At 73.4% G+C, this 26,087-nt stretch carries 21 protein-coding genes, 6 tRNA genes and 1 riboswitch; of the genes, 20 read left to right on the forward strand and 7 right to left on the reverse strand.

What is annotated here, in order from left to right:
- The first annotated feature begins 29 nt into the window (after positions 1–29).
- Positions 30–863, forward strand: coding sequence for a DUF8083 family protein (locus ABT160_RS19295; RefSeq protein ID WP_351648863.1), 834 nt, complete (start codon positions 30–32; stop codon positions 861–863).
- Between the two features lie 511 nt (positions 864–1,374).
- Complete coding sequence (gene bldC, locus ABT160_RS19300) at positions 1,375–1,581, forward strand: developmental transcriptional regulator BldC (RefSeq protein WP_003949541.1); 207 nt, start codon at positions 1,375–1,377, stop codon at positions 1,579–1,581.
- A gap of 355 nt (positions 1,582–1,936) precedes the next feature.
- Here bldC and ABT160_RS19305 read toward each other — a convergent pair whose 3' ends face one another.
- The 3 genes from ABT160_RS19305 to hrpA form a co-directional block, all read right to left on the reverse strand.
- Complete coding sequence (locus ABT160_RS19305) at positions 1,937–2,116, reverse strand: DUF6274 family protein (RefSeq protein ID WP_351648864.1); 180 nt, start codon at positions 2,114–2,116, stop codon at positions 1,937–1,939.
- Between the two features lie 130 nt (positions 2,117–2,246).
- A tRNA-Asp gene (locus tag ABT160_RS19310) sits at positions 2,247–2,321 on the reverse strand.
- Between the two features lie 130 nt (positions 2,322–2,451).
- Positions 2,452–6,387 (reverse strand): ATP-dependent RNA helicase HrpA, encoded by a 3,936-nt coding sequence (hrpA, locus tag ABT160_RS19315; protein ID WP_351648865.1) that lies wholly within the window; start codon positions 6,385–6,387, stop codon positions 2,452–2,454.
- A gap of 106 nt (positions 6,388–6,493) precedes the next feature.
- Between hrpA and ABT160_RS19320 the strand changes: the two genes are divergently transcribed.
- From ABT160_RS19320 to ABT160_RS19330, 3 genes are read left to right on the forward strand one after another with little or no spacing between them, the layout of a single operon-like run.
- Entirely contained in the window at positions 6,494–6,910 is a 417-nt protein-coding gene (locus ABT160_RS19320) for a hypothetical protein (protein ID WP_351648866.1), read from the forward strand.
- Between the two features lie 52 nt (positions 6,911–6,962).
- On the forward strand, positions 6,963–7,727 hold the full coding sequence (locus ABT160_RS19325) for a DsbA family protein (RefSeq protein ID WP_351648867.1): 765 nt from the start codon (positions 6,963–6,965) through the stop codon (positions 7,725–7,727).
- Positions 7,724–8,548 (forward strand): cytochrome c biogenesis CcdA family protein, encoded by an 825-nt coding sequence (locus ABT160_RS19330; RefSeq protein WP_351648868.1) that lies wholly within the window; start codon positions 7,724–7,726, stop codon positions 8,546–8,548. Before ABT160_RS19325 ends, ABT160_RS19330 begins: the two co-directional genes overlap by 4 nt.
- Before the next feature lie 122 nt (positions 8,549–8,670).
- Here the strand turns inward: ABT160_RS19330 and ABT160_RS19335 are convergent.
- The 4 genes from ABT160_RS19335 to ABT160_RS19350 form a co-directional block, all read right to left on the reverse strand.
- Positions 8,671–8,744, reverse strand: a tRNA-Phe gene (locus tag ABT160_RS19335).
- 23 nt (positions 8,745–8,767) lie between these two features.
- Positions 8,768–8,842 (reverse strand) — tRNA-Asp (locus tag ABT160_RS19340).
- A 41-nt stretch (positions 8,843–8,883) separates the two neighbouring features.
- A tRNA-Glu gene (locus ABT160_RS19345) sits at positions 8,884–8,956 on the reverse strand.
- A gap of 81 nt (positions 8,957–9,037) precedes the next feature.
- Positions 9,038–10,582, reverse strand: a complete 1,545-nt coding sequence (locus ABT160_RS19350; RefSeq protein ID WP_351648869.1) for a metallophosphoesterase family protein — start codon at positions 10,580–10,582, stop codon at positions 9,038–9,040.
- A 60-nt stretch (positions 10,583–10,642) separates the two neighbouring features.
- Here ABT160_RS19350 and ABT160_RS19355 point away from each other — a divergent pair, with 60 nt between their 5' ends.
- The 15 genes from ABT160_RS19355 (at position 10,643) to ABT160_RS19425 (ending at position 26,080) form a co-directional block, all read left to right on the forward strand.
- On the forward strand, positions 10,643–10,993 hold the full coding sequence (locus ABT160_RS19355) for a metallopeptidase family protein (RefSeq protein ID WP_351648870.1): 351 nt from the start codon (positions 10,643–10,645) through the stop codon (positions 10,991–10,993).
- Positions 10,990–11,376 carry a fluoride efflux transporter CrcB gene (gene crcB / locus ABT160_RS19360; RefSeq protein WP_351648872.1) on the forward strand — a complete coding sequence of 129 codons (387 nt, stop codon included), beginning with the start codon at positions 10,990–10,992 and terminating at the stop codon, positions 11,374–11,376. The genes ABT160_RS19355 and crcB overlap by 4 nt, the downstream gene beginning before the upstream one ends.
- Entirely contained in the window at positions 11,373–11,735 is a 363-nt protein-coding gene (locus ABT160_RS19365) for a fluoride efflux transporter FluC (protein ID WP_351648873.1), read from the forward strand. Before crcB ends, ABT160_RS19365 begins: the two co-directional genes overlap by 4 nt.
- 163 nt (positions 11,736–11,898) lie before the next feature.
- Positions 11,899–12,384: a hypothetical protein gene (locus ABT160_RS19370; protein WP_351648874.1), complete on the forward strand. Its 486-nt coding sequence runs from the start codon at positions 11,899–11,901 to the stop codon at positions 12,382–12,384.
- A gap of 242 nt (positions 12,385–12,626) precedes the next feature.
- Positions 12,627–14,855, forward strand: coding sequence for a DEAD/DEAH box helicase (locus tag ABT160_RS19375; protein WP_351648875.1), 2,229 nt, complete (start codon positions 12,627–12,629; stop codon positions 14,853–14,855).
- A 267-nt stretch (positions 14,856–15,122) separates the two neighbouring features.
- The gene (locus ABT160_RS19380) at positions 15,123–18,161 is read left to right on the forward strand and encodes an FG-GAP-like repeat-containing protein (protein WP_351648876.1); all 3,039 of its coding nucleotides are present in this window, start codon (positions 15,123–15,125) and stop codon (positions 18,159–18,161) included.
- 100 nt (positions 18,162–18,261) lie between these two features.
- Positions 18,262–18,334: transfer RNA gene (locus ABT160_RS19385), tRNA-Lys, on the forward strand.
- Positions 18,335–18,596: 262 nt separating this feature from the next.
- A tRNA-Met gene (locus ABT160_RS19390) sits at positions 18,597–18,670 on the forward strand.
- Between the two features lie 117 nt (positions 18,671–18,787).
- Positions 18,788–19,528, forward strand: a complete 741-nt coding sequence (locus tag ABT160_RS19395) for a MerR family transcriptional regulator (RefSeq protein ID WP_351648877.1) — start codon at positions 18,788–18,790, stop codon at positions 19,526–19,528.
- Positions 19,529–19,606: 78 nt separating this feature from the next.
- Positions 19,607–19,993 (forward strand): hypothetical protein, encoded by a 387-nt coding sequence (locus tag ABT160_RS19400; protein WP_351648878.1) that lies wholly within the window; start codon positions 19,607–19,609, stop codon positions 19,991–19,993.
- Between the two features lie 72 nt (positions 19,994–20,065).
- Positions 20,066–21,094 (forward strand): PLP-dependent cysteine synthase family protein, encoded by a 1,029-nt coding sequence (locus tag ABT160_RS19405; RefSeq protein ID WP_351648879.1) that lies wholly within the window; start codon positions 20,066–20,068, stop codon positions 21,092–21,094.
- Positions 21,091–22,278 (forward strand): MFS transporter, encoded by a 1,188-nt coding sequence (locus ABT160_RS19410; RefSeq protein ID WP_351648880.1) that lies wholly within the window; start codon positions 21,091–21,093, stop codon positions 22,276–22,278. The genes ABT160_RS19405 and ABT160_RS19410 overlap by 4 nt, the downstream gene beginning before the upstream one ends.
- Positions 22,279–22,415: 137 nt before the next feature.
- A complete protein-coding gene (locus ABT160_RS19415; protein WP_351648881.1) occupies positions 22,416–23,579 on the forward strand; it encodes a PP2C family protein-serine/threonine phosphatase in 1,164 nt (387 codons plus the stop codon).
- A gap of 259 nt (positions 23,580–23,838) precedes the next feature.
- Positions 23,839–23,974: riboswitch (cyclic di-AMP (ydaO/yuaA leader) on the forward strand.
- Positions 23,975–23,984: 10 nt separating this feature from the next.
- Positions 23,985–25,013 (forward strand): M23 family metallopeptidase, encoded by a 1,029-nt coding sequence (locus ABT160_RS19420; RefSeq protein ID WP_351648882.1) that lies wholly within the window; start codon positions 23,985–23,987, stop codon positions 25,011–25,013.
- A 122-nt stretch (positions 25,014–25,135) separates the two neighbouring features.
- Positions 25,136–26,080 (forward strand): aldo/keto reductase, encoded by a 945-nt coding sequence (locus tag ABT160_RS19425; protein WP_351648883.1) that lies wholly within the window; start codon positions 25,136–25,138, stop codon positions 26,078–26,080.
- The last annotated feature ends 7 nt before the right edge of the window (positions 26,081–26,087 follow it).

The raw sequence follows: 26,087 nt of genomic DNA on the forward strand, positions 1-26,087 counted from the left end.
CGGAGTACGGGCGTGGAAGGATTTGCGACATGCCAGCGGTGTCCTCGGTACTCGTCCCGTACGCCTCCTATCTGCGCGTGTACGAGCCGCTGGCGGCGTTCCCCGAGCCGGAGCGCGGCCACTGGACGCGCTACGCCCGCCTGCCGCGCACCCCCACCGCCCAGGACGAGCTGCGCCGCTCGCTGGCGGACCTGCTGCCGACCCCGCCGGTACCGGTGCCGGTGCACGAGAGCGGGGACGCCTTCGTGGCCGTGCTGGACGGGGTGGTGTGCGTCTGCCCGTGGCGCACCCGGCTGCGCGGCTGGCTGGCCCTGGAGGAGCTGCCCGGGCTGCTGCCGACCGCGCTGCTCGACGCGGCGCTGCCGCCGGTGGTGCGGGGGCAGGCTGCGGCGGACTACGAGCGCTGGCGGCAGGGCAACCCGGACGCCCGGCCGTGGATCAGGACCTCGGTGTGGCAGGTGCCGGTGCGCTGGTTCGCGCTCTTCGCCGACGAGGAGCGGGAGTACGTGCCGGGCCGGGCGCCCCTGCTGCGCTACCGCACGCCGATGGTGCAGGCCCGGCGGCGGGTGGCGCGCTCGCTGCGCACGCTGCGGGACTCGGTGGACGACGGGCCGCTCACCGACGGCCTGGTGGACGTGGGCCGCTGGCTGGAGGAGTTCCACCCGCGCTCGCTGGTGGAGCTGGACTACGGCGGCCTGGTGCACGCGCTGACGGACGAGCAGCTGGCCGACGACCGGTCGGCGGCGGACGTGGCGGCGGGGATGGCGGCGCTGCGGGACGGCGACGGGGACGGCGCGGGCGTGGCGTACGAGCGGCTGACGCGGCGCTGGCGCGCGGTGCGGGACCGCCAGTTCGCCAACTGAGGGCCCTTCGGCTCCCTCCGGGCGCCTCGCGCGCGCGAGGGGCGCGGGCCACTCGTCCCGGCCGCCCGGGACCTACGTCCTGATCCGGGCCTTTGGTTCAAGCGTGACGGATCGCACTTACCTCGCCCTTGCGCCCATCGCCCACCCTCGTGCCAAAATAGGACAAGGAGTCCGGGGAGGGCTCCATCCGTCCAACTAAGGTCGGAATGCCTTGCATTGCACTCTATGGGGGGTCTGATGACTCCTGATCGCTCTGTGACTGATCGTCACTGTGGCGTGACTGTCCGCTATGGCATGGTCCATCGGCTTCCGCCGCTGATGGACACCTGAGAGGGCAATTCCATCGGTTTGGCCGACGTCGCTGGACAGATGGTGTAGTTGTAGTGCCGAGGACAAGCCGTTCGTCCTATAACCGACTCGGCTCGCGTCCGCCATTTCGGGCAACGCGGGTCAAGGTGCAGAATTTAGAGGAAAGAACCGAGAAGGTTCGGTTCTCCCGAGGAGGCCGCTCATGACCGCTCGCACCCCTGATGCCGAGCCGCTGCTGACCCCGGCTGAGGTCGCCACGATGTTCCGCGTGGACCCGAAGACGGTGACCCGCTGGGCCAAGGCGGGCAAGCTCACGTCCATCCGCACCCTTGGTGGACACCGCCGCTACCGCGAGGCAGAGGTCCGCGCACTGCTCGCGGGCATTCCGCAGCAGCGCAGCGAGGCCTGAAACACCCCGTAACGGGCTTCGTCGGGTCCCCCAACCCGGCTCCGCCCACCCCTAGCTCTACCGACGGCTGCCCGCCCCAACGGGCCTTCGTCACCGACCGCACTGGACTCCGCCGGGTCCGGTGCGGTCTTTTTCATGCCCCTGGGGGCCCTGGTGCGGGGGCCGGCCCGAGGGCTCCCCGGGAGGTCCGGGGTCCGCTACGGGGTGGTGCAATTGCACATATTAAATGGGGGTGTTGTAGGGAGGGCGTAAGTTAAGCGGTTTCCAAAACTCGTTCGGTGACACCCGTCACACCGCACAACTCTTGCCAAAGATGAGCCTGCCACCCGGAAGGACGCCGCGGACCCGTCATTGGTCACCGGCCGCCGGGACTTTCGTCCCCGGTCCGGGGAGGCTCGCCCGCGGACTCCATGGCGAGCCGCAGGAGGCGGTGGCAGACCGGGCAGTGGCGGGTGAGGTGCCGGGAGCCGGAAACGGCCGCCAGATGGGCGCGCAGCAGCGCCCTCGTCTCGTGCCTCGTCGTGGACGACGTCATCCGCGCCACCTCCGCACCGGGCCTGCCCTGCCCCTGCCCCCAGGACACTGGGGTACCCGGGGCCGCCCGGGGTCGTCAAGGGCCCGGACAACGCGGAAGGCCCGCACCAACCGGTGCGGGCCTTCTTCTGCGGTCCTGACGGGATTTGAACCCGCGGCCTCCACCTTGACAGGGTGGCGAGCACTCCAAACTGCTCCACAGGACCAGGTTTCGCGGCCTTCGGGCTTCCCCTCGGCTGCGAGACAGACTGTACAGCAGGTCTGCTGGTCAGGTCGAACTCACCGCGGGCGACCGGTCCGTCACGGCCCGCCGTGGGCCGTGACGGACCGCCCGGCCTACGGCGCGGCCGCGTCGATCGCCTTCACGATCCGCTTGTCGGAGACCGGGTACGCGGTGCCCAGGGCGTGCGCGAAGTAGCTGACCCGCAGCTCCTCGACCATCCAGCGGATGTCCAGGACCTCCTGCGGCACCGGGCGGCCCTTGGGGAGCTGCTCCAGCAGCCAGGCGTACTCGTCCTGCATCTCGTGGACCTTCTCCATGCGCGTGGTGTCGCGCTGCACGGAGGTCGGCATCTGCTGGAGCCTGCGGTCCACCGCGACCAGGTAGCGCATCAGGTCCGGCAGCCTGCGCAGCCCGGCGCGGGTGACGAAGCCCGCCGGCACCAGCCACGCCAGCTGCGCCCGCACGTCCGCCACGTTGGCCACCAGGGCCAGGCTGTTGGTGGACTTCAGCCGGCGCTCGCAGGCCTGCCAGGCGGCCAGCACCTGCTGCACCTGGCCCACCGTGCGGATCGTGGTCTCCACCAGGTCGGCGCGCACCTTGTCGAACAGCTTGCGGAAGGACTCCTCGTCCCAGGCCGGGCCGCCGTGGTCCGCGATCAGCTTGTCCGCCGCGGCCGTCGCGCAGTCGTCGAACAGGGCCTGGATGGAGCCGTGCGGATTGCTGGACAGGGCCAGCTTCTGGCGGTTGTCCAGGCGCTCGGAGGCGTACTTGGCGGGGTTCACCGGGATGTTCAGCAGGATCAGCTTCCGGGTGCCCCGCCACATCGCCTGGGCCTGCTCGGCCTCGGTGTCGAAGAGGCGTACGGAGACGCTCTCGCCCGCGTCCACCAGCGCCGGGTAGGCCTTGACCGGCTGGCCCGCCCGCTTGGTCTCGAAGACCTTGGTGAGCGTCCCGATCGTCCAGTCCTTCAGGCCCGTGCGCTCCAGGGACTGGCCGGTGCCCGAGGGGCCCGAGGTGGCCGCCGCGGCGGCCTTGGAGAGCGCCTGGCGGGCCTTGGGCCTGAGCTGGAGGCGCAGCGCCTCCAGGTCCTTGTCCTCGGCCAGCTTGCGGCGCCGCTCGTCGACGATCCGGAAGCTGATCTTGAGGTGGTCGGGGACCCGTGACCAGTCGAAGTCGTCCGCGTCCACCGGCACGCCCACCATCCGCTGGAGCTCGCGCGCCAGGGTGACGGTCAGCGGCTCCTGCAGCGGCACGGCCCGCTCCAGGAACTTCGCCGCGAAGTTCGGCGCCGGGACGTAGTGCCGGCGGACCGGCTTGGGCAGCGAGCGGATCAGCTCGACCACGACCTCCTCGCGCAGGCCCGGGATCTGCCAGTCGAAGCCCTCGTCGGTGACCTGGTTGAGGACCTGCAGCGGTACGTGCACGGTGACGCCGTCCGCGTCCGCGCCCGGCTCGAACTGGTAGGTCACCCGGAACTTCAGCGGGCCCTGGCGCCAGGAGTCGGGGTAGTCGTCCTTGGTGACCGCGCCCGCCCGCTCGTTGATGAGCATCTCCCGCTCGAAGTCGAGCAGTTCGGGCTCGTCGCGGTGCTTGTGCTTCCACCAGGAGTCGAAGTGGGCGCCGGACACCACGTGTTCGGGCACCCGCTGGTCGTAGAAGTCGAACAGCGTCTCGTCGTCCACCAGGATGTCGCGGCGCCGGGCGCGGTGCTCCAGCTCCTCGACCTCGGTGAGCAGCTTGCGGTTGTCGGCGAAGAACTTGTGGTGGGTGCGCCAGTCGCCCTCCACCAGCGCGTTGCGGATGAAGAGCTCGCGGGAGGCCTCGGGGTCGATCCGGCCGTAGTTGACCTTGCGGTCGGCGACGATCGGCACGCCGTACAGCGTGACCTTCTCGTACGCCATCACGGCCGCCTGGTCCTTCTCCCAGTGCGGCTCGCTGTAGGTGCGCTTGACCAGGTGCCCGGCCAGCGGCTCGATCCACTCCGGCTCGACGCGCGCGTTGACCCGCGCCCACAGCCGCGAGGTCTCCACCAGCTCCGCCGACATCACGAACCGGGGCGGCTTGCGGAACAGCGCCGAGCCCGGGAAGATCGCGAACTTCGCGCTGCGCGCCCCCAGGTACTCGTTCTTCGCGCCGTCCCTCACGTCCTTGAGCCCGATGTGGCTCAGCAGACCCGCCAGCAGCGACACGTGCACCGACTGCTCGGGCGCGTCCTGCTCGTTGAGCTCGATGCCCATCTGCTTGGCGACCGTGCGCAGCTGCGCGTAGATGTCCTGCCACTCCCGGATGCGCAGGAAGTTCAGGTACTCCTGCTTGCACATGCGGCGGAAGCTGGAGGAGCCGCGCTCCTTCTGCTGCTCGCGCACGTACCGCCACAGGTTGAGGTAGGCCAGGAAGTCGCTGGTCTCGTCCTTGAAGCGGGCGTGCTGCTGGTCGGCCTGGGCCTGCTTCTCGGCCGGGCGCTCGCGCGGGTCCTGGATGGAGAGCGCGGCGGCGATCACCATCACCTCGCGCGCGCAGCCGTTCTTCTCGGCCTCCAGGACCATCCGGGCCAGCCGGGGGTCCACGGGCAGCTGGGAGAGCTTGCGGCCCTGCGGGGTCAGCCTCTTCGCGGGGTCCTTCTGCGCCGGGTCCAGCGCGCCGAGCTCCTGGAGCAGCTGCACGCCGTCGCGGATGTTGCGGTGGTCCGGCGGGTCGATGAAGGGGAACTTCTCGATGTCGCCGAGCCCGGCGGCGGTCATCTGCAGGATGACGGAGGCCAGGTTGGTGCGCAGGATCTCCGCGTCGGTGAACTCCGGCCGGGACAGGAAGTCGTCCTCGGAGTACAGCCGGATGCAGATGCCGTCCGAGGTGCGGCCGCAGCGGCCCTTGCGCTGGTTGGCGCTGGCCTGGCTGACCGCCTCGATGGGCAGCCGCTGCACCTTGGTGCGGTGGCTGTAGCGGGAGATGCGGGCGGTGCCCGGGTCGATGACGTACTTGATGCCGGGCACGGTCAGCGAGGTCTCGGCGACGTTCGTCGCGAGCACGACCCGGCGCCCGGAGTGTGCCTGGAAGACCCGGTGCTGCTCGGCGTGGCTCAGGCGCGCGTACAGCGGCAGGATCTCCGTGCTGCGCAGCCTGCGCTTGGTCAGCGCGTCGGCGGTGTCGCGGATCTCCCGCTCGCCGGAGAGGAAGACCAGGACGTCGCCGGGGCCCTCGCCCTGGAGTTCGTCGACGGCGTCGCAGATCGCGGTGATCTGGTCGCGGTCCGCGTCCTCGGAGTCCTCCTCCAGGAGCGGGCGGTAGCGCACCTCGACGGGGAACGTACGGCCGCTGACCTCGACGATCGGCGCGTCGCCGAAGTGGCGGGAGAAGCGCTCGGGGTCGATGGTCGCGGAGGTGATGACGACCTTGAGGTCGGGCCGCTTGGGCAGCAGCTGCGCCAGGTAGCCGAGCAGGAAGTCGATGTTGAGGGACCGCTCGTGGGCCTCGTCGATGATGATCGTGTCGTAGGCGCGCAGCTCGCGGTCGGTCTGGATCTCCGCGAGCAGGATGCCGTCCGTCATCAGCTTCACGAAGGTGTCGGAGCCGACCTGGTCGGTGAAGCGGACCTTCCAGCCGACCGCCTCGCCCAGCGGGGTGTCCAGCTCCTGCGCCACCCGCTCGGCGACCGTGCGGGCCGCGATCCGGCGGGGCTGGGTGTGCCCGATCATGCCGCGCACGCCCCGGCCGAGCTCCAGGCAGATCTTGGGGATCTGGGTGGTCTTTCCGGAGCCGGTCTCACCGGCCACGATCACGACCTGGTGGTCCCGTATCGCCTCCAGGATCTCGTCCTTCTTCTGGCTGACCGGGAGCTGCGGCGGATAGGTCACCTCCGGCCGCCGGGACGCGCGCTCGGCGGTGCGGGCGGCGGCCTTCTCCCCCTCGGCGGCGATCTCGTCGAGCACCGCCTGCCGGGCCTCGGGCTTGCGGATCCGGCGGGCGCCTTCGAGCCGCCGGCCGAGGCGGTGGGCGTCGCGCAGCGAGACCTCGGAGAGCAGGGTCTGGAGGTCGGCGAAGGAAGTAGACATACGGACTCCAGGATCTCACCCGGCACGCCGGAACGGCGAACCGATTTCGCCCGCGCCCTCGTGCGCTCCGGGGGTGCCGCACCGGGCGGCCCGTACTATTCCGGACATGACCCGCACCGCCGCACCGCCGTCCCGCCTCGCGGCGACGGCTGCCGTGGTGCTGGCCGCCCTGCTGGGCGTGCTGCTGTGCTCGGGGACGTCGTCGGCGGCCCCGCTGTCGGTGCCCGCCGCGCCCGCCGCCCTCGCGGAGCAGGCCGGGGTCGCCCCCGCCGCCGCCCCGGACGGCGCTCCGAACGGCGCTCCGGGCTGCGGCAAGGGCGTCCCGCACGACGAGGGCGGCGTGCGTCCGGCCACCCCGCCGAGGTCCTCCTCCGCCGTGGAGCTGCTGCCCGCGCTGCACGACGCCCGGGCCGCCGACGGCGCCTTCGGTGCCTCCGATGTGGTCCTGGCGCTCGGCCCGGAGCGCGCCCCGCCCGTCCTCGTACCGCCCTCTCCGATGGACCTGTCGATCCTGCGCGTGTAGCCGCGGCGTTCCGCCACGCCGTCCCCTCCGCCCGCGCACAGGAAGCACAGCCATGCCCGAGAAGTCCCGTACCCCGTCCCGTTCTCCCCGTTCCTCCCGTTCCCCGCGCTCCAAGCCGCTGCTCATCGGCGCCGGGGTCGCGGTCGCCGCGCTGCTGCTCGGCGTCGCCTCGTACGCGGGCACCAAGCCCGACGGCGCCGAGCCGGACGCCGGGTCCGCCGCCAAGGTCGAGAACGAGCAGGGCGTCTACCCCGAGCTGCGGAAGCTGGCCCGCCGCGACGCCGCCGACAAGCTCGCCCAGGGCCGCGCCGACGCCCCCGTCGTGCTCATCGAGTACGCCGACTTCAAGTGCTCCTTCTGCGGCAAGTTCGCCCGCGACACCGAGCCCGAGCTGGTGAAGAAGTACGTCGAGGACGGCACCCTGCGCATCGAGTGGCGCAACTACCCGATCTTCGGCGCCGAGTCCGAGGCCGCGGCCCGCGCCTCCTGGGCGGCCGGTCAGCAGGGCCGCTTCTGGCAGTTCCACCGGGCCGCCTACGCCGAGGGCGCCAAGGAGAAGGGCTTCGGCGCCGACCGCCTCAAGGCCCTCGCCGCCGAGGCCGGGGTCCCGGACACCGCGAGGTTCGTACGGGACGCGGAGGGCGCCGCCGCGAAGGCCGCGGTCAAGAAGGACCAGGAGGAGGCCTACAAGCTGGGCGCCACCTCCACGCCGTCCTTCCTGGTCAACGGCCGCCCGATCGCGGGCGCCCAGCCCCGGGAGGTCTTCACGCAGGCCGTCGAGCAGGCGGCCCGGGAGGCGAAGGGGGCGGGCAAGTGACCGACGTCGGCTACCTCGCCGCGTTCCTGGGCGGGCTGCTGGCGCTGCTCAGCCCGTGCAGCGCCCTGCTGCTCCCGGCGTTCTTCGCGTACTCCATCGACTCCCGCTCCAAGCTGGTGGCCCGCACCGGCGTCTTCTACGCGGGCCTGGCCACCACCCTCGTCCCGCTGGGCGCCGCGGGCTCCTACGCGGGGCGCTTCTTCTACGGCAACCGCGACCTGCTCGTCCTGGCCGGCGGCTGGACGATCATCGGTCTCGGCGTGCTGCAGATCCTGGGCATGGGCTTCGCCTCCCGCCGGCTCTCCGAGGCCTCCGGCCGTATCCGCCCCACCACCGCCCTCTCCGTCTACGCGCTCGGCGCGGTCTACGGCCTGGCCGGCTTCTGCGCGGGCCCGATCCTCGGCAGCGTCCTGACCGTCGCCGCGCTGAGCGGCAACCCGGTCTACGGCGGACTGCTGCTCGCGGTCTACGCCCTGGGCATGGCCGTCCCGCTCTTCCTGCTCGCCCTGCTGTGGGAGCGCTACGACCTGGGCCGCCGCCGCTGGCTGCGGGGCCGCACCCTCACCCTGGGCCGGCTGCGGCTGCACACCACCTCGCTGGCCTCGGGGCTGTTCTTCATCGTCCTGGGCGCGCTGTTCCTGGCCTTCGACGGGACGACCGCGCTGCCGGGCCTGCTCTCGGTGGACGACTCCTTCGCCGCCGAGCAGTGGACCGGCTCGCTGGCCCGCGCGGTCCCCGACTGGGCGCTGCTGGTGGTCGTGGTGGCGGTGGTCGCGATCGTCCTGGCCGTGCGCGGGTGGCGCCGCCGCGAACGGGCCTGACCCGCCGTCACCGGGTCCTCCGGCCTCCGGGCCGGGGGACCCCGCCGACCCCACCGGTGCGCACGCACGAAGAAGGCACGACACGAAGAAGGCCCCGATCCGGAGATCGGGGCCTTTCACCGTGGCTGGGGCCGGGGTCGAACCGGCGACCTATCGCTTTTCAGGCGATCGCTCGTACCAACTGAGCTACCCAGCCACGCGATCCACGAGGAATCGCAGCGGTCCTGACGGGATTTGAACCCGCGGCCTCCACCTTGACAGGGTGGCGAGCACTCCAAACTGCTCCACAGGACCAAGCTGTTCGTGCGAGACCAAGTCTCGCACATGGTTGTGCGTGCCCCCAACGGGATTCGAACCCGTGCTACCGCCTTGAAAGGGCGGCGTCCTGGGCCACTAGACGATGAGGGCTAAGGGCCCACCTGAGCACTTCGTCAGCGCCTCGGGGACGTGAGAAGCATATGGGATGGGCGGGCGTATCGCCAAAACGGTTTACGGGGACGGGCTCGGCGGCCCCTGGGAGGGCGCGCGCCGGGTCGGCACCGGGGTCGCCAGATGGCGGCTGACCTCGGCCGTCGTCAGCCCGAGCCCGCCCAGCGTGATCTCGTCCCAGGCCTGCAGACGGCGGGTGTCGCGGTCCAGGTAGAGCACCGAGGCGCGGATCTTCTCCGGCTCGTCGTTCTGCACCGCGCGCAGCCCGCCGCCGCCCGTGGAGCCCTCGACCTTCAGCCGGGTGCCGCGCGGCAGCACCTCCGTCTCCCGGTGGTGCACGTGCCCGGCGAGCACCAGCGGCACCTCGCCGTCGGTCTCGCGGGCCGCCACCGGCTCGTGCGTCACCGCGATGTCCGCCGGGGTGCCCGCCCGCTGCTGCCCGCGCAGCGCGGCGGCCAGCCGGATCCCGGCGGCGCGCTCGACGGCGTCGCCCCCGTTGGCGGCGGTGCGGTCCGGGGTGAACTGCGGGTCGCCCATCCCGCTGATCCGCACCCCGGCCACGGTCACCGTGCGGCCCTCGTCCAGGACCACGGCGTTCTTCACCCGGGTGCGCAGATAGGCCTGGGTGGCGGCCGAGTCGTGGTTGCCGCGCACCCACACGTAGGGCGCGCCCAGGTCCCTGACCGGGTCCAGGAAGCCGTTCTCGGCGGCGCTGCCGTGGTCCATGGTGTCGCCGGAGTCCACGATCAGGTCGATCTTGTACTGCTCCACCAGGGAGCCGATGATGTGCCAGGACGCCGGGTTGAGGTGCACGTCGGAGACGTGCAGCACGCGCAGGGTGCCCGGGTCCGGCTGGTACGCGGGCAGCGTCGAGGTGGCGTCGTACAGCTTGGTCACGTTGGTGACCAGGCGGGCCAGCTCCTTCTGGTAGACGTCGAAGTCGCTGACGATCGAGCGCGCGCTGCCGACCACCGAGGGCGCGCTGGACAGCAGGCCCGAGAAGCGCGGTTCGAGCACGGAGCGCGGGTTCCAGGTGGCGTACGCGCAGGCGCCCGAGGACACCAGCAGCGCCAGGGCCAGACCGCCCGCGGCCAGGGCGCGCCGGGGCCTGCGGTAGACGGCCAGGCCCAGCGCGGTCGCCCCGGCCAGCACCGCGACCGAGGAGCGCACCGCCAGGTCCAGGGTGCCGCTCTCCACGTCGTGGGTGATCTCCTGCTGCAGCCCGGCCAGCCGCTCCGGGTGCTCGACCAGGGCCTGCGAGCGCACCGGGTCGAGCCGGTCCACGTCCACGTCCAGGCGGACCGGGGCGGTGTGCGAGTCCAGCTCCAGGGCGCCGAGCGGCGAGACGTTGATCTTGGTGCCGCCGGACAGCGAGGGCCGCAGCGTCATCGTCGTGTCCATCGGCCCGACCTTGGTGCGCACGTCGCCGACCGCGAGGAGCCCCAGCCAGGCGCCCAGCAGCACCACGCACAGCATCCCCAGCGCGCGGGCCCAGGGGTGCGGGGCGTGGGCGAGGGCGCTCACCGGCGCCGGGCGGCGGGCGCGCAGGGAGCGGGCGAACCGGTGGGCGAGGCGGTGGACGGCACGGAGGGGGGCGCTGGCCATGGGTGCCCGTATGCCCGGGTGCGCGGGCGGCCATGCCCGGGCGTGACGGACAATGGCCCGGTGCTGGAGATGACGCGCGAGGAGTTCGAGGAACTGGTCGCCCAGGCGCTCGACCGGATCCCGCCGGAGCTGACGCGGCTGATGGACAACGTCGCCGTGTTCGTGGAGGACGAGCCGCCCGCCGACGACCCGGAGCTGCTGGGCCTCTACGAGGGGACGCCGCTGACCGAACGGGGCGAGTGGTACGCGGGCGTGCTCCCCGACCGGATCACCGTCTACCGGGGGCCCACGCTGCGGATGTGCGCCTCCCGCGAGGAGGTCGTCGAGGAGACCGAGATCACCGTGGTGCACGAGATCGCCCACCACTTCGGCATCGACGACGAGCGCCTGCACGCCCTGGGGTACGGATGAGCGGTTCGGCGCGGACGCGGATCACGCTCGGCGCCGTCGCCGCGGGCGGCGCGCTGGGCGCCTCGGCGCGGTACGGCGCCGGGCAGCTGTGGCCCTCGGTGTGGGGGACGTTCACCGTCAACGTGGTGGGCTGCGCCCTGATGGGGGTGCTGATGGTGCTGGTGGCCGAGCGGGACGGGGCGCCGTTCTGGGTGCGCCCGCTGCTGGGCACCGGGGTGCTCGGCGGGTTCACCACCTTCTCGACGTACGCCCTGGACCTCTCGGAGCTGCTGGAGCGTCAGGAGGCCGTGCGGGCGCTGGCGTACGCCGCGGGGACGCTGTGCGCGGCCCTGTGCGCGGTCTGGTGCGCGGCCGCCGTGACGCGCCGGGCGGTGGCCCGGTGACCTGGCTGATGGTGATCGCGGGCGCGGTGGTCGGCGCGCCCCTGCGGTTCCTGACGGACCGTGCGGTCAACGCCCGGCACGACACCGGCTTCCCCTGGGGCACCCTCACCGTGAACGCGGCCGGGAGCCTGGTGCTCGGCGCGCTCGCCGGGGCCTCGGTGTCCTCCTCCGCGTACGCCCTGCTCGGTACCGGCTTCTGCGGCGCCCTGACGACCTACTCGACCTTCTCGTACGAGACGCTGCGGCTGGCCGAGACCGGGCGGCGGACGCTCGCCGCGGCCAACGCCGGGGTGTCGGTGCTGGTCGGACTGGGCGCGGTGGTCCTGGGGTCCGAACTGGCGCGCGCCTTCACGGGGTAGGGCCGCTCGCGGGCGCGCTTCGCGGGTCCGTCACCGCACCGTCCCGGCTCTGTCCCGGGGCGTGTCCCCGGCGGGGCAAAGGGAGTTGGGCACGGTGACCCGCTTCGACAGCGAGGCGCGGTCGCCGTCCGAACGCCCTCTCCCGCCCCCGGAGGTGCCGCCCGTGCGCCCTGTCTCCGTCCCTGTCCGATGGGCCGCCGTCGCCGCGCTGACCGTGGCGTCCTGCGCCGGCTGCATGAGCGTGAGCGACGACGGGGGCAAGCCCCGGCCGAGCCGCTCGTCGGCGCACCCCGGTGCCGCCGCCGAGCCGGACGGCGGCACCGCCCGCAACGGCGGGCCGTACGGGCACGCCGGGAAAGGGGGCGACGGCAAGGGCGGCCACGAGGGCGAGGACGCCTCGCCCTCGCCCGGCGCGACCCCGTCCCGGGCGCCCTCCGCGCGGCCCCCGGCGGTCGGCGGCCGTCCCGGCGGTGGTCCGGTCCAGGAGCCGGTGCCCAGCGGGGGCGTCTCGCCCACGCCCAGCGAGGAGCCGCCGGCGCCCGAGCCGACGCCCACCCCGACGCCCGAGCCGCCCACCCCGACACCCACCCCCGAGCCGCCGAAGCCGACCGACACGCCCGATGGCTCACCCGCCCCGCCCGTGCCCTGACCTGCGAGGAGTGTCCCGGCGGACCCGAGGTGACGGGGGGTGATTTGCGTCGAGTGGGGGTGGGTGCGTATGGTGGTAGATCGTTTGATCCCATTTCCCATTTGCCCGGCGCCATCACCCAGAGCGCCGCGTGTGGCGCGTACTCTCCGCAGCCGTGGCTGACCGCATCGAGGCGGTCGAATCGCGAATCACGGAGTTGACGGGCGCGTGCCGAGACGACTCCGGAAGGTTTCGCATTTCGCATGTCCATTTTCAGTGCTGATCAGTCTGTCCTGCCCGAGAACGACGAGAACACCGAGGCGGCCGAGGCCGTGACGGAGACCGTCGAGACCCTCGAGGCGGCCGACGCCCCCGAGGCGGCGGACGAGGACACCGAGCCCACCATCACCTTCGGCGACCTCGGCCTGCCCGAGGGCGTCGTCCGCAAGCTCGCCCAGAACGGCGTCACCACGCCGTTCCCGATCCAGGCCGCGACCATCCCGGACGCGCTGGCGGGCAAGGACATCCTGGGCCGCGGCCGCACCGGCTCCGGCAAGACCCTCTCCTTCGGCCTCCCGCTGCTGGCCACGCTGGCCGGCGGCAGCACGGAGAAGAAGAAGCCCCGCGGCGTCATCCTGACCCCGACCCGCGAGCTCGCGATGCAGGTCGCGGACGCCCTCCAGCCCTACGGCGACGTGCTCGGCCTCAAGATGAAGGTCGTCTGCGGCGGTACCTCCATGGGCAACCAGATCTACGCCCTGGAGCGCGGCGTCGACATCCTCGTCGCCACCCCGGGCCGCCTGCGCGACATCATCAACCGCGGCGCCTGCTCCCTGGAGCAGGTCAAGATCGCCGTCCTCGACGAGGCCGACCAGATGGCCGACCTGGGCTTCCTGCCCGAGGTCACCGAGCTGCTCGACCAGGTCCCGGCCGGCGGCCAGCGCCTGCTGTTCTCCGCCACCCTGGAGAACGAGATCGACAGCCTGGTCAAGCGCTACCTGGTGGACCCGGTCACGCACGAGGTCGACCCGTCCGCCGGCGCCGTCACCACCATGACCCACCACGTCCTGGTCGTGAAGCCCAAGGACAAGGCCCCGGTCACCGCCGCCATCGCCGCCCGCAAGGGCCGCACCATCATCTTCGTGCGCACCCAGCTCGGCGCCGACCGCGTCGCCGAGCAGCTGCGCGACTCCGGCGTGAAGGCGGACGCGCTGCACGGCGGCATGACCCAGGGCGCGCGCACCCGCACCCTCGCCGACTTCAAGGACGGTTACGTCAACGTCCTGGTCGCCACCGACGTCGCCGCCCGCGGCATCCACGTCGACGGCATCGACCTGGTCCTCAACGTGGACCCGGCCGGCGACCACAAGGACTACCTGCACCGCTCGGGCCGCACCGCCCGCGCCGGCCGCTCCGGCGTCGTGGTCTCGCTGGCCCTGCCGCACCAGCGCCGCCAGATCTTCCGCCTGATGGAGGACGCGGGCGTCGACGCCTCGCGCCACATCGTCGGCGGCGCCGGCGCCTTCGACCCGGAGGTCGCCGAGATCACCGGCGCCCGTTCGCTGACCGAGGTCCAGGCCGACTCCGCGAACAACTCCGCCAAGCAGGCCGAGCGCGAGGTCGTCCAGCTGACCAAGGAGCTGGAGCGCCTCCAGCGCCGCGCCACCGAGCTGCGCGAGGAGGCCGACCGCCTGGTGGCCCGCGCCGCCCGCGAGCGCGGTGAGGACCCGGAGGCCGCGGTCGCCGAGATGACCGAGGCCGCCGAGGCCGAGCTGGCCGCCCTGCCGGAGCCCGAGCCGGTCCGCGAGGAGCGCCCGGTGCGCGACGAGCGCCCGCGCCGCGACGAGCGGGGCAACTTCGAGCGCCGCGACAACCGCGGTGACCGTGGCTTCGAGCGTCGCGACAACGACCGTGGCGGCTTCCAGCGCCGGGACGACCGCGGTGACCGCGGCTTCCAGCGCCGGGACAACGACCGTCCGTTCAACCGCGACCGTCGCGACAACGACCGTGGCTTCGAGCGTCGTGACAACGACCGTGGCGGTTTCCAGCGCCGGGACAACGACCGCGGTGGCTTCCAGCGTCGTGACGACCGCGGTGACCGTGGCTTCGAGCGTCGTGACAACGACCGTGGCGGCTTCCAGCGTCGTGACGACCGTCCGGCCGGCGGCGGTTTCCAGCGTCGTGACGACCGTGGTGACCGTGGCTTCGAGCGTCGTGACAACGACCGTGGCGGCTTCCAGCGTCGCGACGACCGTCCGGCCGGCGGCGGCTTCCAGCGCCGTGACGACCGTCCGGCCGGTGGCGGCTACGAGCGCCGTGGCAGCGACCGTCCGTTCAACCGCGACCGCCGTGACGACCGCCCCTCCGGCGGCGGCTTCCGCTCGGGCGGCCACGACCGCCCGTACGGCCGTCGTGACGACCACCGCGGCTCCTCGTCCTCCTTCGGGGGCGGCCGCCGCGACGACAAGCCGCGCTGGAAGCGCAACGGCTGAGCACTGAGCCGCTGAGCCTCCGAGCAGCGGAACCACTTGGGCCCGAGGGTCCGTACGCGCCGCGATCGCGTACGGGCCCTCGGGCTTTTCCGCGTGCGGGTGGGGTCCGTGGGGCGGCGGATAAGCGCGGGGTAAGGTCGAGGTCCGGGTGGGGACCAGGGGAACCGGGGGGTCTTCCAGCGAGCGCGGCCGTACCACCGCCGCACCCCCCGCCCGTGTGCGCGAGGTGAGTCGCCCGCGCGTTCGTACGGGGAGGAAATACCGACCATGAGACGTCGTGCGCTCAAGAGCACCGTCCTGACCAGCGCCGTCGCGGTCGCCGGCATCATCACGGGCGCGCTGCCGCCCGCCCTCGCCCAGGCCGCGTCCGTGGTGGACCCCGGCGAGGCCACCATCCTGGCGGAGCCCAACGTGGCCCGGGACGCCGCGTCCGTGATCAGCGCCGGTGAGACCGGTGTGCTGACCGGCGGGCTGCCCGTACTCGGCAGGTACACGAGCGCCTACCACTGGATCTCGTACGCCGACGGATCCGCCACCACCGTCGAGCGCCCGGCCGCGCTGGACGGCGCGCTGGACACCGGCTCCGACCAGGTGGTGCTGTACGGCTCCGCCGGGCTGAACGGCGCCATCGAGCTGCGCGACCCGCGCACCGGCAAGGCCACGCCCGTGGAGGTCCCCGAGGGCCGCGGCCGCCTCGCGGTGTTCGGCTCGTCCGTGCTGCTCTCCGGGCCCACTGCCGCCGACGGCCTGGGCGTGGCCACCGTCGAGGACGGCCGGACCGTGGTGCGCCCGGTGACCGGGATCCCCGACGGCGCGCAGATCCGGACCCAGGTCCTCGCGCACAACGGCAACGGCGCGATCGTCTCGTACGACCTCGACGGCCGGCGTCACCACGTCCGGATCGACCGCAGCGGTCACGCGCTGACCCTCGGCGTGACGCCCCTCACGGACGGGGCCACCCTCGCCGTGTTCGGCGACAAGGTCGTCCGCACCGAGGGCGGCCGCGTCAGCGTCTGGGGCCTGAACGGCGCGACGGAGCCCGAGGCCGAGCGCTCCATCGACCCCGAGACGGACAAGGTCGTCGGCGTCCAGGGCGACGAGCTGCTGGCGATCGAGGACGTCAAGTTCCGTACGGGGTGGACACCTCCGGCCGGCTACTGGGACCGGCTGGTCGCCTACCCGCTGGCCGGCGGGGAGCCGAGGACGGTCGTCGACTACGTGGCCGATGTGGCCCGCACGGACTCCAGGGGCCGTGTCGTGGTGGTCAAGGCGGGCCCGGAGGGCGAGCGCGCGCTGACCCTGGTCGCGCCGGGCGCGGACGGCCGGGCGGCAGGCGTGAAGTTCGCCGACGTGCCCAAGGCGCCGACGAAGGCCGAGTTCCTCACGGCGGGCCAGGGACGCATCACCAGCTTCGACCGCCGCCCCGGGGTCATGAACCCGCAGATGCGCTCGGTCGACCTGTCGGTCAGCGGGCGGCTCACTCCGGGCCGTCGGACCGACCGCGGCGAGGAGACGTTCGCCGCGCAGTGCAACGGCGGTTCCGGCAGGTGCACCCGTCTCTTCTCCACCGGCTCCGGCCAGGTCGTGTACCAGGTGAACGGCCGCGGACCGCTGCACTTCGTGGCCGACGGCGAAGGGGCACCGGGCCGTACCCTCGCCCCGGCCGGGCTGGACGACCTGAGGTCGGTCTCGGGCCGCTACGCCGCGTACACCGGCGCCGCGAAGCTGTCGGTCGTCGACCTCGAGACCGGCGCCCAGGTCGTCAACCGCCCGCTCACGGACGGGGGCTACGCCCTGTGGGGCAACACGCTCTACACCGTCCAGCCCGGCGAGCCCGGCCGGATCGCCGTCGAGCAGGTCGGCGGCAAGCCCGGCAAGCCGTTCTCGGTCGCCGGGTGCCGACTGTCCGACCTCCAGGCGGTGGCCGCGCGCGTCTACTGGTCCTGCGCCGATCAGTGGCGCGCGGGCGTGTACGACACGCGTACCGGCGTCAACACCACCGTGCCGTTCGCTACCCAGGCGCGCCTGGGCGACGGCTACGTGGTCTCCGCCTCGATCGCCGGGAAGCTGACGCTGACCGACGTCACCGGTGCCAAGCCGGTCTCCCGGGAACTGGGCACCGCGGCCGCCGCGAACGCCGGCTCGGCCTGGGACGTCGACCGCTTCGGCGGTGCCGCGGTCTACCAGGACGCCGAGGGCGACACCCACGCGGTGCCCTCGCGCGCCCCGCGCTCGGCGCTCGCCGTGATCGACGCCGACGTCCGGGCGAAGGCCGACAAGTCGGCGCGCTGGGCCCCGCGCTTCTGGCTGTCCAAGCCCGCCGCGTCCTGGAGCCTGGCGCTGAAGGACAAGGCGGGCGCCACCGTGCGCACCCTGACCGGTGGCGAGGCCCGCGGCCTGGTGAACGTCCGCTGGGACGGCAAGGACGGCAACGGCCGCCAGGCCGCCCCCGGTGCGTACACCTGGACGCTGACGGCGAAGCCCGCCGACGGCGAGGGCGCCGAGCTCACCCGTACCGGCGCGCTGGCCGTGGACGGCGCCACCGCGTGGCACGACCGCACCGCCGACGGCATCGGCGACCTCCTCGCGATCAGCGGCTCCGGCTCGCTCGACGTGTGGAAGGGCACCGGCACCGGCCGGGTCACCGGAAAGGTGGCCGGCGCCGGGTTCGGGACCTCCGCGCGCGCCGTGTCCTTCGGCGACTCCGACAAGAACGGCTGCGGCGACGTCCTGGTCCGCATGGCCGACGGCGAGCTGCGCAACTACCGCGGCGGTTGCGGCGCCCCGCTGGTGCCCGCGTCCGCGCACACCACGGCGGGCACCGGCTTCGGCGGCTTCGACGTGCTGACCTCGCCGGGCGACCTGAACGGCGACGGCCTGGCCGACCTGGTCGGCCGCACCAGCGGCGGCGACCTCTACGTGTACGCGGGCCGCGCCGACGGCAAGCTGGCCGGCGGCGTGAAGATCGGCTCCGGCTGGAAGTCGTTCACGCACATCGTCGGTGTCGGCGACCTCGACGGCGACGGCTCCGGTGACCTGGTCGCCCGCCGCAACGACGGCACGCTGTTCCGCTACGACGGCAACGGCGCGGGCCGCCTGAAGTCCGCGGTGAAGGTCGCCGACGGCTGGGGCGCGGACTACGACCTGATCGCCTCGCCCGGTGACCTGGACGGCGACGGCAAGGCCGACCTGGTGGCCCGCGACAAGACGGGCGCGCTGTACCGGCTGAGCGGCCTCGCGGGTGGCGCTTTCGGCACGCCCGAGGCGATCGGTACCGGCTGGTCCGGCATGAAGTCCCTGTCGTAACGACCGGCGAGGACACCCGCTCGACCGCGACGGGGCCGGTGACCCGATACCCGATCGGCTCACCGGCCCCGTCCGGCTATGCTCAGGGGTGTCTCGCCAAGGGCCATTAGCTCAATTGGCAGAGCAGCGGACTTTTAATCCGTTGGTTGTCGGTTCGAGTCCGACATGGCCTACCGGGCTGCACGGCATGTGCAACCCCCTGACCTGCGGGACCCTCGGTCCGATCGGCTACTGCCGGTCGGGCCGCAGTGTTCTTCACCAGGCGGCGGGAGCGATGCGTGCCCGGTGCGTGCCCGGCGGCCCGGGGCTGTGGCTTGGGGCGTCCGGGGCACCCGCCTGCACCCCGGAGCCCGGGCCCCGCGCACCTCCCCGCAGGCCCCCGTCCGCAATGGATTAGGCCCTCCGGCGCACATGGCGTAAGGTTGGTTTCACCGACGCGGGGTGGAGCAGCTCGGTAGCTCGCTGGGCTCATAACCCAGAGGTCGCAGGTTCAAATCCTGTCCCCGCTACTAGATCGAAGGCCCGGTGCGCACAGCGCACCGGGCCTTCGGCATTTCCGGTGACAGTGGCAGCGGCGGCCGTCCTCGCTTGACCTTTACGTTGCGTCAAGATCTAGCGTTTCCGTCATGGAGTGGTCCATCCAGGAAGTCGCCCGCAAGGCCGGCACCACCAGTCGCACCCTGCGCCACTACGGCGACGTGGGGCTCCTCGAGCCCAGCCGGGTCGGTGGCAACGGCTACCGCTACTACGACCAGGCCGCGCTCGTCCGGCTCCAGCGGATCCTGCTGCTGCGGGAGCTGGGGCTCTCGCTGACCGGGATCGGGGAGGTCCTCGACGGGGAGCGGGACACCGCCGCCGCGCTGCGCGGGCACCTGGAGCTGCTGGAGCGCGAGCGTGAGCGGCTGGGGCGGCAGATCGAGTCCGTGCGGACCACCCTGCGCAAGACCGAGCGAGGAGAGGAACTCATGGCCGAGGAAGTGTTCGACGGTTTCGACCACACGCGGTACGAGGAGGAGGTGACCGAGCGCTGGGGGCGGGACGCCTACGAGAAGGGCGACCGCTGGTGGCGCTCGCTGTCGGACGCCGAGAGGAAGGCGTTCATGGACGAACAGAAGGGCATCGCGGCCGACTTCGGCCGGGCGCGGGCCGAGGGGCTCGACGCCGGCAGCGACACCGTGCAGGACGTCGCCCGGCGCCACGTCGCCTGGCTGGGGCGGACGGTGGAGCCGGGCAAGGAGTACGTGATCGGGCTCGGGCAGATGTACGTGGACGACCCGCGCTTCACCGCGAACTACGACCGGCACGGCGAGGGCACGGCCGTCCTGGTCCGCGACGCCCTGCGGATCTACGCCGAACGCCACATGTAAAGACCGTCCGAAATCGCAGGGGTGGTACGCCCGCCGCGTTGGCGGGGAACGGCTGCTCACCGTAGTGTCTCGTGCGCCATGGGTGACGAGAGCTTCGGTGCGGCGGTTGCGGTACGACGGCGGGCGCCCGCCGTGGTGCTGCTGCTCGCCCTCTGCGCCCTGGTCCTCAGCGTCTGCCACGGCTCCCACGGCCATCTGCTGCCCGGCACCGGGACGCCCTCGGTGGCCGCGCCCGCCTCGCCGCACGGCTGCGAACAGCCCGGGGAGCGCGCGGGCTTCGACGCCCACCTGCCGTCCCAGACCGCCCCGCAGCCCCCGCTGCCCGACGCCCCCGGGACCGCGCCGTGCGAACGGCCCGGCGCCCTGTTCGGCGAGGCCCGGCGGACCGGGCCCTACGACCGGGACGGCCCGGCCGCCCCCGCCGCCCGCGCGCGGCTCATCGCCCTCGGAGTGGACCGCAACTGAGACCGGAACCGGACGGGACCGACGCGCCCGTCCCCCGCGTTCCGCATCCGCTCAGCACACCGAGGACCCCCCATGCAGACCTCGCAGACCCTTTCCCGTTCCCGCGAGCCCCTTTCGCTGTCCGCCACCCCCGTGCTGTGGACCGACGACGGCTACTGGGCCAAGCTCGAAGGCTTCAACTTCGGCGGCATCAAGGACCGCACCGCCCTCTACATGGTCGAGCGCGCCCGCGCGCGCGACGAGCTGCGCCCCGGCGCCCCGGTGGTCGAGTCCACCTCGGGCACCCTCGGGCTCGGCCTCGCGCTCGCCGGGGTGGTGCACGGCCACCCGGTGCACGTGGTCACCGACCCCGGCCTGGAGCCGATCGTCGAGCGGATGCTCGTCGCGCACGGCGCCCGCGTCCACGTCGTCGCCGAGCCCAGCCCGCGCGGCGGCTGGCAGCAGGCCCGGATGGACCGGGTCGCCGAGCTGCTGGCCACCCTGGACGGCGCCTGGTGGCCCAACCAGTACCAGAACCCCGACAACCCGGCGGCCTACGCCGGGCTCGCCGCCGAACTGGCCGGGCAGCTCGGCCGGATCGACGTGCTGGTGTGCGCGGTCGGCACCGGGGGCCACTCGGCCGGCATCGCCCGGGAGCTGCGCCGCACCTCGACGCCCGCCCTGGAGCTGGTGGGCGTGGACTCGATCCGCTCCTCCGTGTTCGGACTGGAGCCGGGCGAGCGGCTGATGCGGGGGCTCGGCTCCTCCATCCACCCGGGCAACGTCGACCACGCGGCGTTCGACGAGGTGCACTGGGTGGCGCCCGCCGAGGCGGTGCGCTCGGCCCGCCGCCTGGCGTCGCGCCAGTTCGCCACCGGTGGCTGGAGCGTGGGCGCGGTGGCGCTGGTCGCCGGGTGGCTGGCCCGCACCCGGCCGCCGGGCACCCGGATCGCGGCCGTCTTCCCGGACGGGCCGCAGCGCTACTTCGACACCGTCTTCAACGACGCGTACTGCGCGGCCCACGGGCTGCTGGACGGGCCGGTGCGCGCCGAGCCCGCGCCGTACGCGGCGGGCACCGAGGTCGAGGGCTGGACCCGGCGGGTGCTGGGGCGGGTCCGTTGATCGCCGTACTGCGGCAGACCCGCACCTTCGACCCGGCCGTACGGCTGCTGTTCGTCAACCAGCTGACCATCAACCTCGGCTTCTACATGCTGATGCCGTACCTGGCGGCCCACCTGTCCGACGGGCTGGGCATGGCGGCCTGGTCGGTGGGCCTGGTCCTCGGCGTGCGCAACCTGTCCCAGCAGGGCATGTTCCTGGCCGGCGGCGCGCTCGCCGACCGGCTCGGCTACAAGCCGCTGATCGTCGCGGGCTGCGCGCTGCGCACGGCCGGCTTCGGGGCGCTGGCCGTGGCGCAGTCGCTGCCGGTGCTGATCGCGGCGTCGGCGGCGACCGGCCTGGCGGGCGCCCTGTTCAACCCGGCGGTACGGGCCTACCTGGCGGCCGGGGCGGGGGAGCGGCGCGTGGAGGCGTTCGCGGTCTTCAACGCGTACTACCAGGCGGGCATCCTGCTGGGCCCGCTGGTGGGGATCGCGCTGACCGGGGTGTCCTTCCGGCTGACGTGCGTGGTCGCCGCGCTGCTCTTCGCCGTGCTCACGCTCGTACAGCTGCGCCACCTGCCGGACCGGGCGGGCGGGGCGGCGGGTGCGGGGCGCGAGCGCGGGCAGTTCCGCACGGTGCTGGCCAACCGGCCGTTCTGGCTGTTCGCGCTGGCCATGACCGGTTCGTACGTGCTGTCCTTCCAGGTCTACCTGGCGCTGCCGCTGGCGGCCGGGAGCACCCTGGTGACCACCGCGCTGTTCGTGGTCTCCGCGCTCGTCGCGCTGGCCGGGCAGCTGCGGATCACCGAGTGGTGCAAGCGGTACTGGCCGCGCGAGCGGTGCCTGGTGGCCGGTCTGGCGCTGATGGGCGGGGCGTTCCTGCTGCCGGTGGCGCCGGGCGGGGTGGCGGGGCTGCTGCTGTGCGCGGCGGTGCTCGCGGTGGCCAACGCGGTGCTCTACCCGTACGAGATGGACACGGTCGTCGCGCTGTCCGGCGACCGCTGGGTGGCCACGCACTACGGGCTCTACAACACGGTGTGCGGGATCGGGATCACCCTGGGGAACCTGGGCACCGGCGCGCTCCTGGACGTGACCGGCTGGTCGCCGGTGCCGTGGCTGGTGCTGTGCGCGGTCGGCCTGGCGTGCGCGGGGGCGGTCGGGGCGCTGCTGCGGGGCGGGCGGCTGGTGCCCGCGGCGGCCGGGTAGCCGGGGCCGGGGGCGGCGGCGCGGGCCGCCGTCCCCCGGTTGGCCGACGGAGAGTCGCCGTGCGGCGCGGCTCCGGCAAGCCTGGGGAGGGCGCGGTACCGTCCGCAGCCGTGGGCGGACCGGGCAGGAGAGCACTGGTGGGGAACAGAGCGGCGGACGGGTACGACGGTACGGACGGCGAGGGCGTCCACCGGTTCCTGCGCGCGCTGCCCGCGGTGCTCATCGCCGGCGGGGTGGTCTTCGACCTGGCCACGCCGCCCCAGTTCACCGCCTCCCCGCTGCTCGCGGCGGCCCCGTTGATCGCCGCGCCGTTCTTCTCGCTGCGGGCCACCCTGCTGACCGGCCTCGCGGCCGTGCTGGCCGGGCTCGGGCTGCACCTGTACAACCACACGATCGACGACCCCACTTCGCTCACCGAGGGCGCGACCGTGCTGACCGTGTCCGGCCTGGCGCTGCTGATCAACCGGGTGGTGCGGCGCAGCGGGCGGCGGCTCGCCTCGGCGCGCGAGATCGCCGAGACGGCCCAGCGGGCGGTGCTGCCCACGCCCGCCGACCGGATCGGCGGGCTGCACATCGCGGCGCGCTACGAGGCGGCGCAGGCGGACGCGTTCATCGGGGGCGACCTGTTCGCGGTGCAGGACACGCCCTTCGGGGTGCGCCTGGTGGTGGGCGACGTGCGGGGCAAGGGGCTGCAGGCGGTGGAGGCGGTGGCGGTGGTGATCGGCGCCTTCCGGGAGGCGGCCGAGCAGGAGCGCACCCTGGAGGGCGTGGCCCAGCGCCTGGAGCGGGCGCTGGCGCGGGAGGGCACCCGGCGCGACGGCCTGGACGCCTTCGAGGGCTTCACGACCGCGCTGCTCGCCGAGATCCCGCGCGGCGAGGGCGTGCTGCGGGTGGTCAACCGGGGCCACCCCGAGCCGCTGCTGCTGTACGCGGACGGGGACCTGGACCTCCTCGAACCGAGCGAGCCCGCGCTGCCGCTGGGCATGGGCGACCTGGGGACCTGGCCGGACCGGGCGGACGAGGCGGCGTTCCCGCCGGGCACCACGCTGCTGCTGTACACGGACGGGCTGAGCGAGGCGCGGGACGCGCGGGGCGTCTTCTACGACCCGGCGGAGCGGCTGGCCGGGCGGATCTTCCCGGGGCCCGACGAACTGCTCGACGCGCTGGTGGACGACGTGCGCCGCTACACGGGCGGGGGCGCCAGCGACGACATGGCGCTGCTGGCGGTGGCGCGCCCGGCGGCCGGGCAGCCGGAGCGGCGGCGGACGATGCCGGTGGTGCGGGGGCCGCGCGGGGGCTGAGGGGCCGCCAGGGCGGGGCGCCCGCGCCCGCTCACGCGGTGTGAGCGGAAGGCGCCGCTGCGCATAACATTTGACACACCGTCAGAAAATGATGATCGGCCGACGCTCCGTCAACTGCGCCGTTCCGCCCGGATCTGCCTGCTTAAGTCCCGGCCGGAGGGCTTAACGATCAAGCCGGAACAGCTTGGAATCGGACCCCCGTGTCTATTAACGTTCGATAACGCAGCGCGGTCGTCCCCGCCGCCGCCAGAGGCGGCACCGTGCGCACGCGCCGAATCCCGCGAGGGAACCGGGGAACCACCAACTTGGGGTGAATCGGGCATCACGCATGCCCGTAGGAGACCTTCCTGCTCCGAACCCGTCAGCTAACCCGGTAGGCGAGAAGGAAGGAAGGAGCACGCCTCCGTGGCGACCCCGCCCGTCCCGTCCGGCCCTGCCCAGCAGGACTGGAACAGTCCCTCCGCGCCCCCCGAGTGGCAGGAGTGGAACCCCACCGAGGAATCCGTACGGCCCGTCCGCGGCCGGCACCGCGTGGCCCGCCAGCGCGGCGGACTCGCCCGCAGCTCCACCGTCCTCGGCGTCGGCGTCATCGCCGCGGTCGGCGGCGCGGGGATGGCCACCGCCCAGGACAAGCCCCCGGTCTCCATATCGCTGCCGGACCTGCCCGACCTGCCCGAACTCCCCGACGCCGCCTCGCTGCCCGGCATCGGCGCCCTGGTCGCCCACGACGACGCGACCGACCGGAACACCCGGCCCCTGACCGCCGCCGCGACCACCGGGGCCGACGACGCCTCCGAGGGCGGCACCGCGGGCGAGGCCCTGCGCGCCCGCATCCTCCAGCAGGCCGAGCAGCAGCAGGCCTCCGCCGAGGCCGAGACCCGGGCCGCCGCCGAGCAGGCCGCCGCCAAGGCCGCCGCCGAGCAGGCCGCGCAGCAGCAGAAGGCCGCCGCGAAGAAGGCCGACGAGGCGAAGAAGAAGGCCGCCGCCGAGGCCGCCGCGAAGGCCGAGGCCGAGCGCCTGGCCAAGCTCGCCGCCAGCTACTCGCTGCCCACGTCCTCGTACACGATCACCTCCACCTACGGCCAGTCCGGCTCCATGTGGTCCTCCGGGCACCACACCGGCCTGGACTTCGCCGCCCCGACCGGTACCCCGGTCAAGGCCGTGCACGGCGCCACCGTGAAGTCGGCCGGCTGGTCCGGCGCGTACGGCTACCGCATCGTCCTGGAGCTCGAGGACGGCACCGAACTCTGGTACTGCCACCTGTCGTCGATGACCGTCGGCGCGGGCGAGCAGGTCGGCACCGGCGAGACCATCGGCCGCGTCGGCGCCACCGGCAACGTGACCGGGCCGCACCTGCACCTGGAGGTGCACACGCCCGGCGGGACCGGCATCGACCCGATGGGCTGGCTCGGCTCGAAGGGCCTGAAGGTCTGAAGGCCTGACGCCCGGGGCCGGGCCCGACACCGGGTCCGGCCGCAGGGTCGTACGGGGTCCGACGCCGCAGGGTCGTACGGGGAATCCGGAACACGCGCCCCCGGGCGCGCTGTTCACCCCGTATGACCCTTCGCCGCGCTCTGGGCGCTTCCGACCTGTCCGTCCACCCGCTCGCCCTCGGGGGCAACGTCTTCGGCTGGACCGCCGACCGCGACCAGTCCTTCGCCGTCCTCGACGCCTACACCGCGGCGGGCGGCAACTTCATCGACACCGCCGACGCCTACTCCCACTGGGTGCAGGGCAACCAAGGCGGAGAGTCCGAGACCGTGATCGGCCAGTGGCTGGCCGCGCGCGGCAACCGCGACGACGTCGTGATCGCCACCAAGGCGGGCGCCCAGCCCGGCTTCAAGGGCCTCGGCGCCGCCACCATCAAGGGCGCCGCCGAGGAGTCGCTGCGCCGCCTGGGCACCGACCACATCGACCTCTACTACACGCACTACGACGACCCGTCCGTGCCGGTCGAGGAGTTCCTCGGCGCGCTCGACGAGCTGGTGCGGGCCGGCAAGGTGCGGGCGATCGCCGCGTCCAACATCTCGCCCGAGCGGCTGCGCGAGGCCCTGGAGGTCTCCGACCGCGAGGGCCTGGCCCGCTACGTCGCGCTCCAGCCGCACTACAACCTGGTCTCCCGCGACACCTACGAGGGCCCGCTGCTGGACGTGGCCCGCGACCACGGGCTCGCCGCCGTCCCGTACTACGGCCTGGCCTCCGGCTTCCTGACCGGCAAGTACCGCCCGGGCACCGCCGTCGACAGCGCCCGCGCCCAGGGCGCCGCCCAGCACCTGGAGAGCGAGCGCGGCCGCAAGGTGCTGGCCGCGCTGGACGAGGTGGCGGCCGCGCGCGGCGCCGAGGTGGCCTCGGTGGCGCTGGCCTGGCTGGCCGCGCGGCCCACGGTCGTCGCGCCGATCGCCTCGGCCCGCACGGTCGAGCAGCTCCCGGCGCTGATCGCCGGGGTGGAGCTGGGCCTGACCGACGCGGAGCTCGCGCTGCTGACGGCCGCTTCGGACTGAGGGACGC

The sequence above is a fragment of the Streptomyces sp. NPDC001941 genome, assembly GCF_040296945.1.
Taxonomy (GTDB): domain Bacteria; phylum Actinomycetota; class Actinomycetes; order Streptomycetales; family Streptomycetaceae; genus Streptomyces.

What these genes read in the sequence shown, in the direction of transcription:
- crcB (WP_351648872.1), top strand. Translation starts at nt 10,990, where the DNA reads ATGAGCGGTTCGGCGCGGACGCGGATCACGCTCGGCGCCGTCGCCGCG.
- bldC (WP_003949541.1), top strand. Translation starts at nt 1,375, where the DNA reads ATGACCGCTCGCACCCCTGATGCCGAGCCGCTGCTGACCCCGGCTGAG.
- ABT160_RS19305 (WP_351648864.1), bottom strand. Translation starts at nt 2,116, where the DNA reads ATGACGTCGTCCACGACGAGGCACGAGACGAGGGCGCTGCTGCGCGCC.
- ABT160_RS19375 (WP_351648875.1), top strand. Translation starts at nt 12,627, where the DNA reads ATGTCCATTTTCAGTGCTGATCAGTCTGTCCTGCCCGAGAACGACGAG.
- ABT160_RS19380 (WP_351648876.1), top strand. Translation starts at nt 15,123, where the DNA reads ATGAGACGTCGTGCGCTCAAGAGCACCGTCCTGACCAGCGCCGTCGCG.
- ABT160_RS19325 (WP_351648867.1), top strand. Translation starts at nt 6,963, where the DNA reads ATGCCCGAGAAGTCCCGTACCCCGTCCCGTTCTCCCCGTTCCTCCCGT.
- ABT160_RS19350 (WP_351648869.1), bottom strand. Translation starts at nt 10,582, where the DNA reads ATGGCCAGCGCCCCCCTCCGTGCCGTCCACCGCCTCGCCCACCGGTTC.
- hrpA (WP_351648865.1), bottom strand. Translation starts at nt 6,387, where the DNA reads ATGTCTACTTCCTTCGCCGACCTCCAGACCCTGCTCTCCGAGGTCTCG.
- ABT160_RS19320 (WP_351648866.1), top strand. Translation starts at nt 6,494, where the DNA reads ATGACCCGCACCGCCGCACCGCCGTCCCGCCTCGCGGCGACGGCTGCC.
- ABT160_RS19295 (WP_351648863.1), top strand. Translation starts at nt 30, where the DNA reads ATGCCAGCGGTGTCCTCGGTACTCGTCCCGTACGCCTCCTATCTGCGC.
- ABT160_RS19400 (WP_351648878.1), top strand. Translation starts at nt 19,607, where the DNA reads ATGGGTGACGAGAGCTTCGGTGCGGCGGTTGCGGTACGACGGCGGGCG.
- ABT160_RS19405 (WP_351648879.1), top strand. Translation starts at nt 20,066, where the DNA reads ATGCAGACCTCGCAGACCCTTTCCCGTTCCCGCGAGCCCCTTTCGCTG.
- ABT160_RS19395 (WP_351648877.1), top strand. Translation starts at nt 18,788, where the DNA reads ATGGAGTGGTCCATCCAGGAAGTCGCCCGCAAGGCCGGCACCACCAGT.
- ABT160_RS19425 (WP_351648883.1), top strand. Translation starts at nt 25,136, where the DNA reads ATGACCCTTCGCCGCGCTCTGGGCGCTTCCGACCTGTCCGTCCACCCG.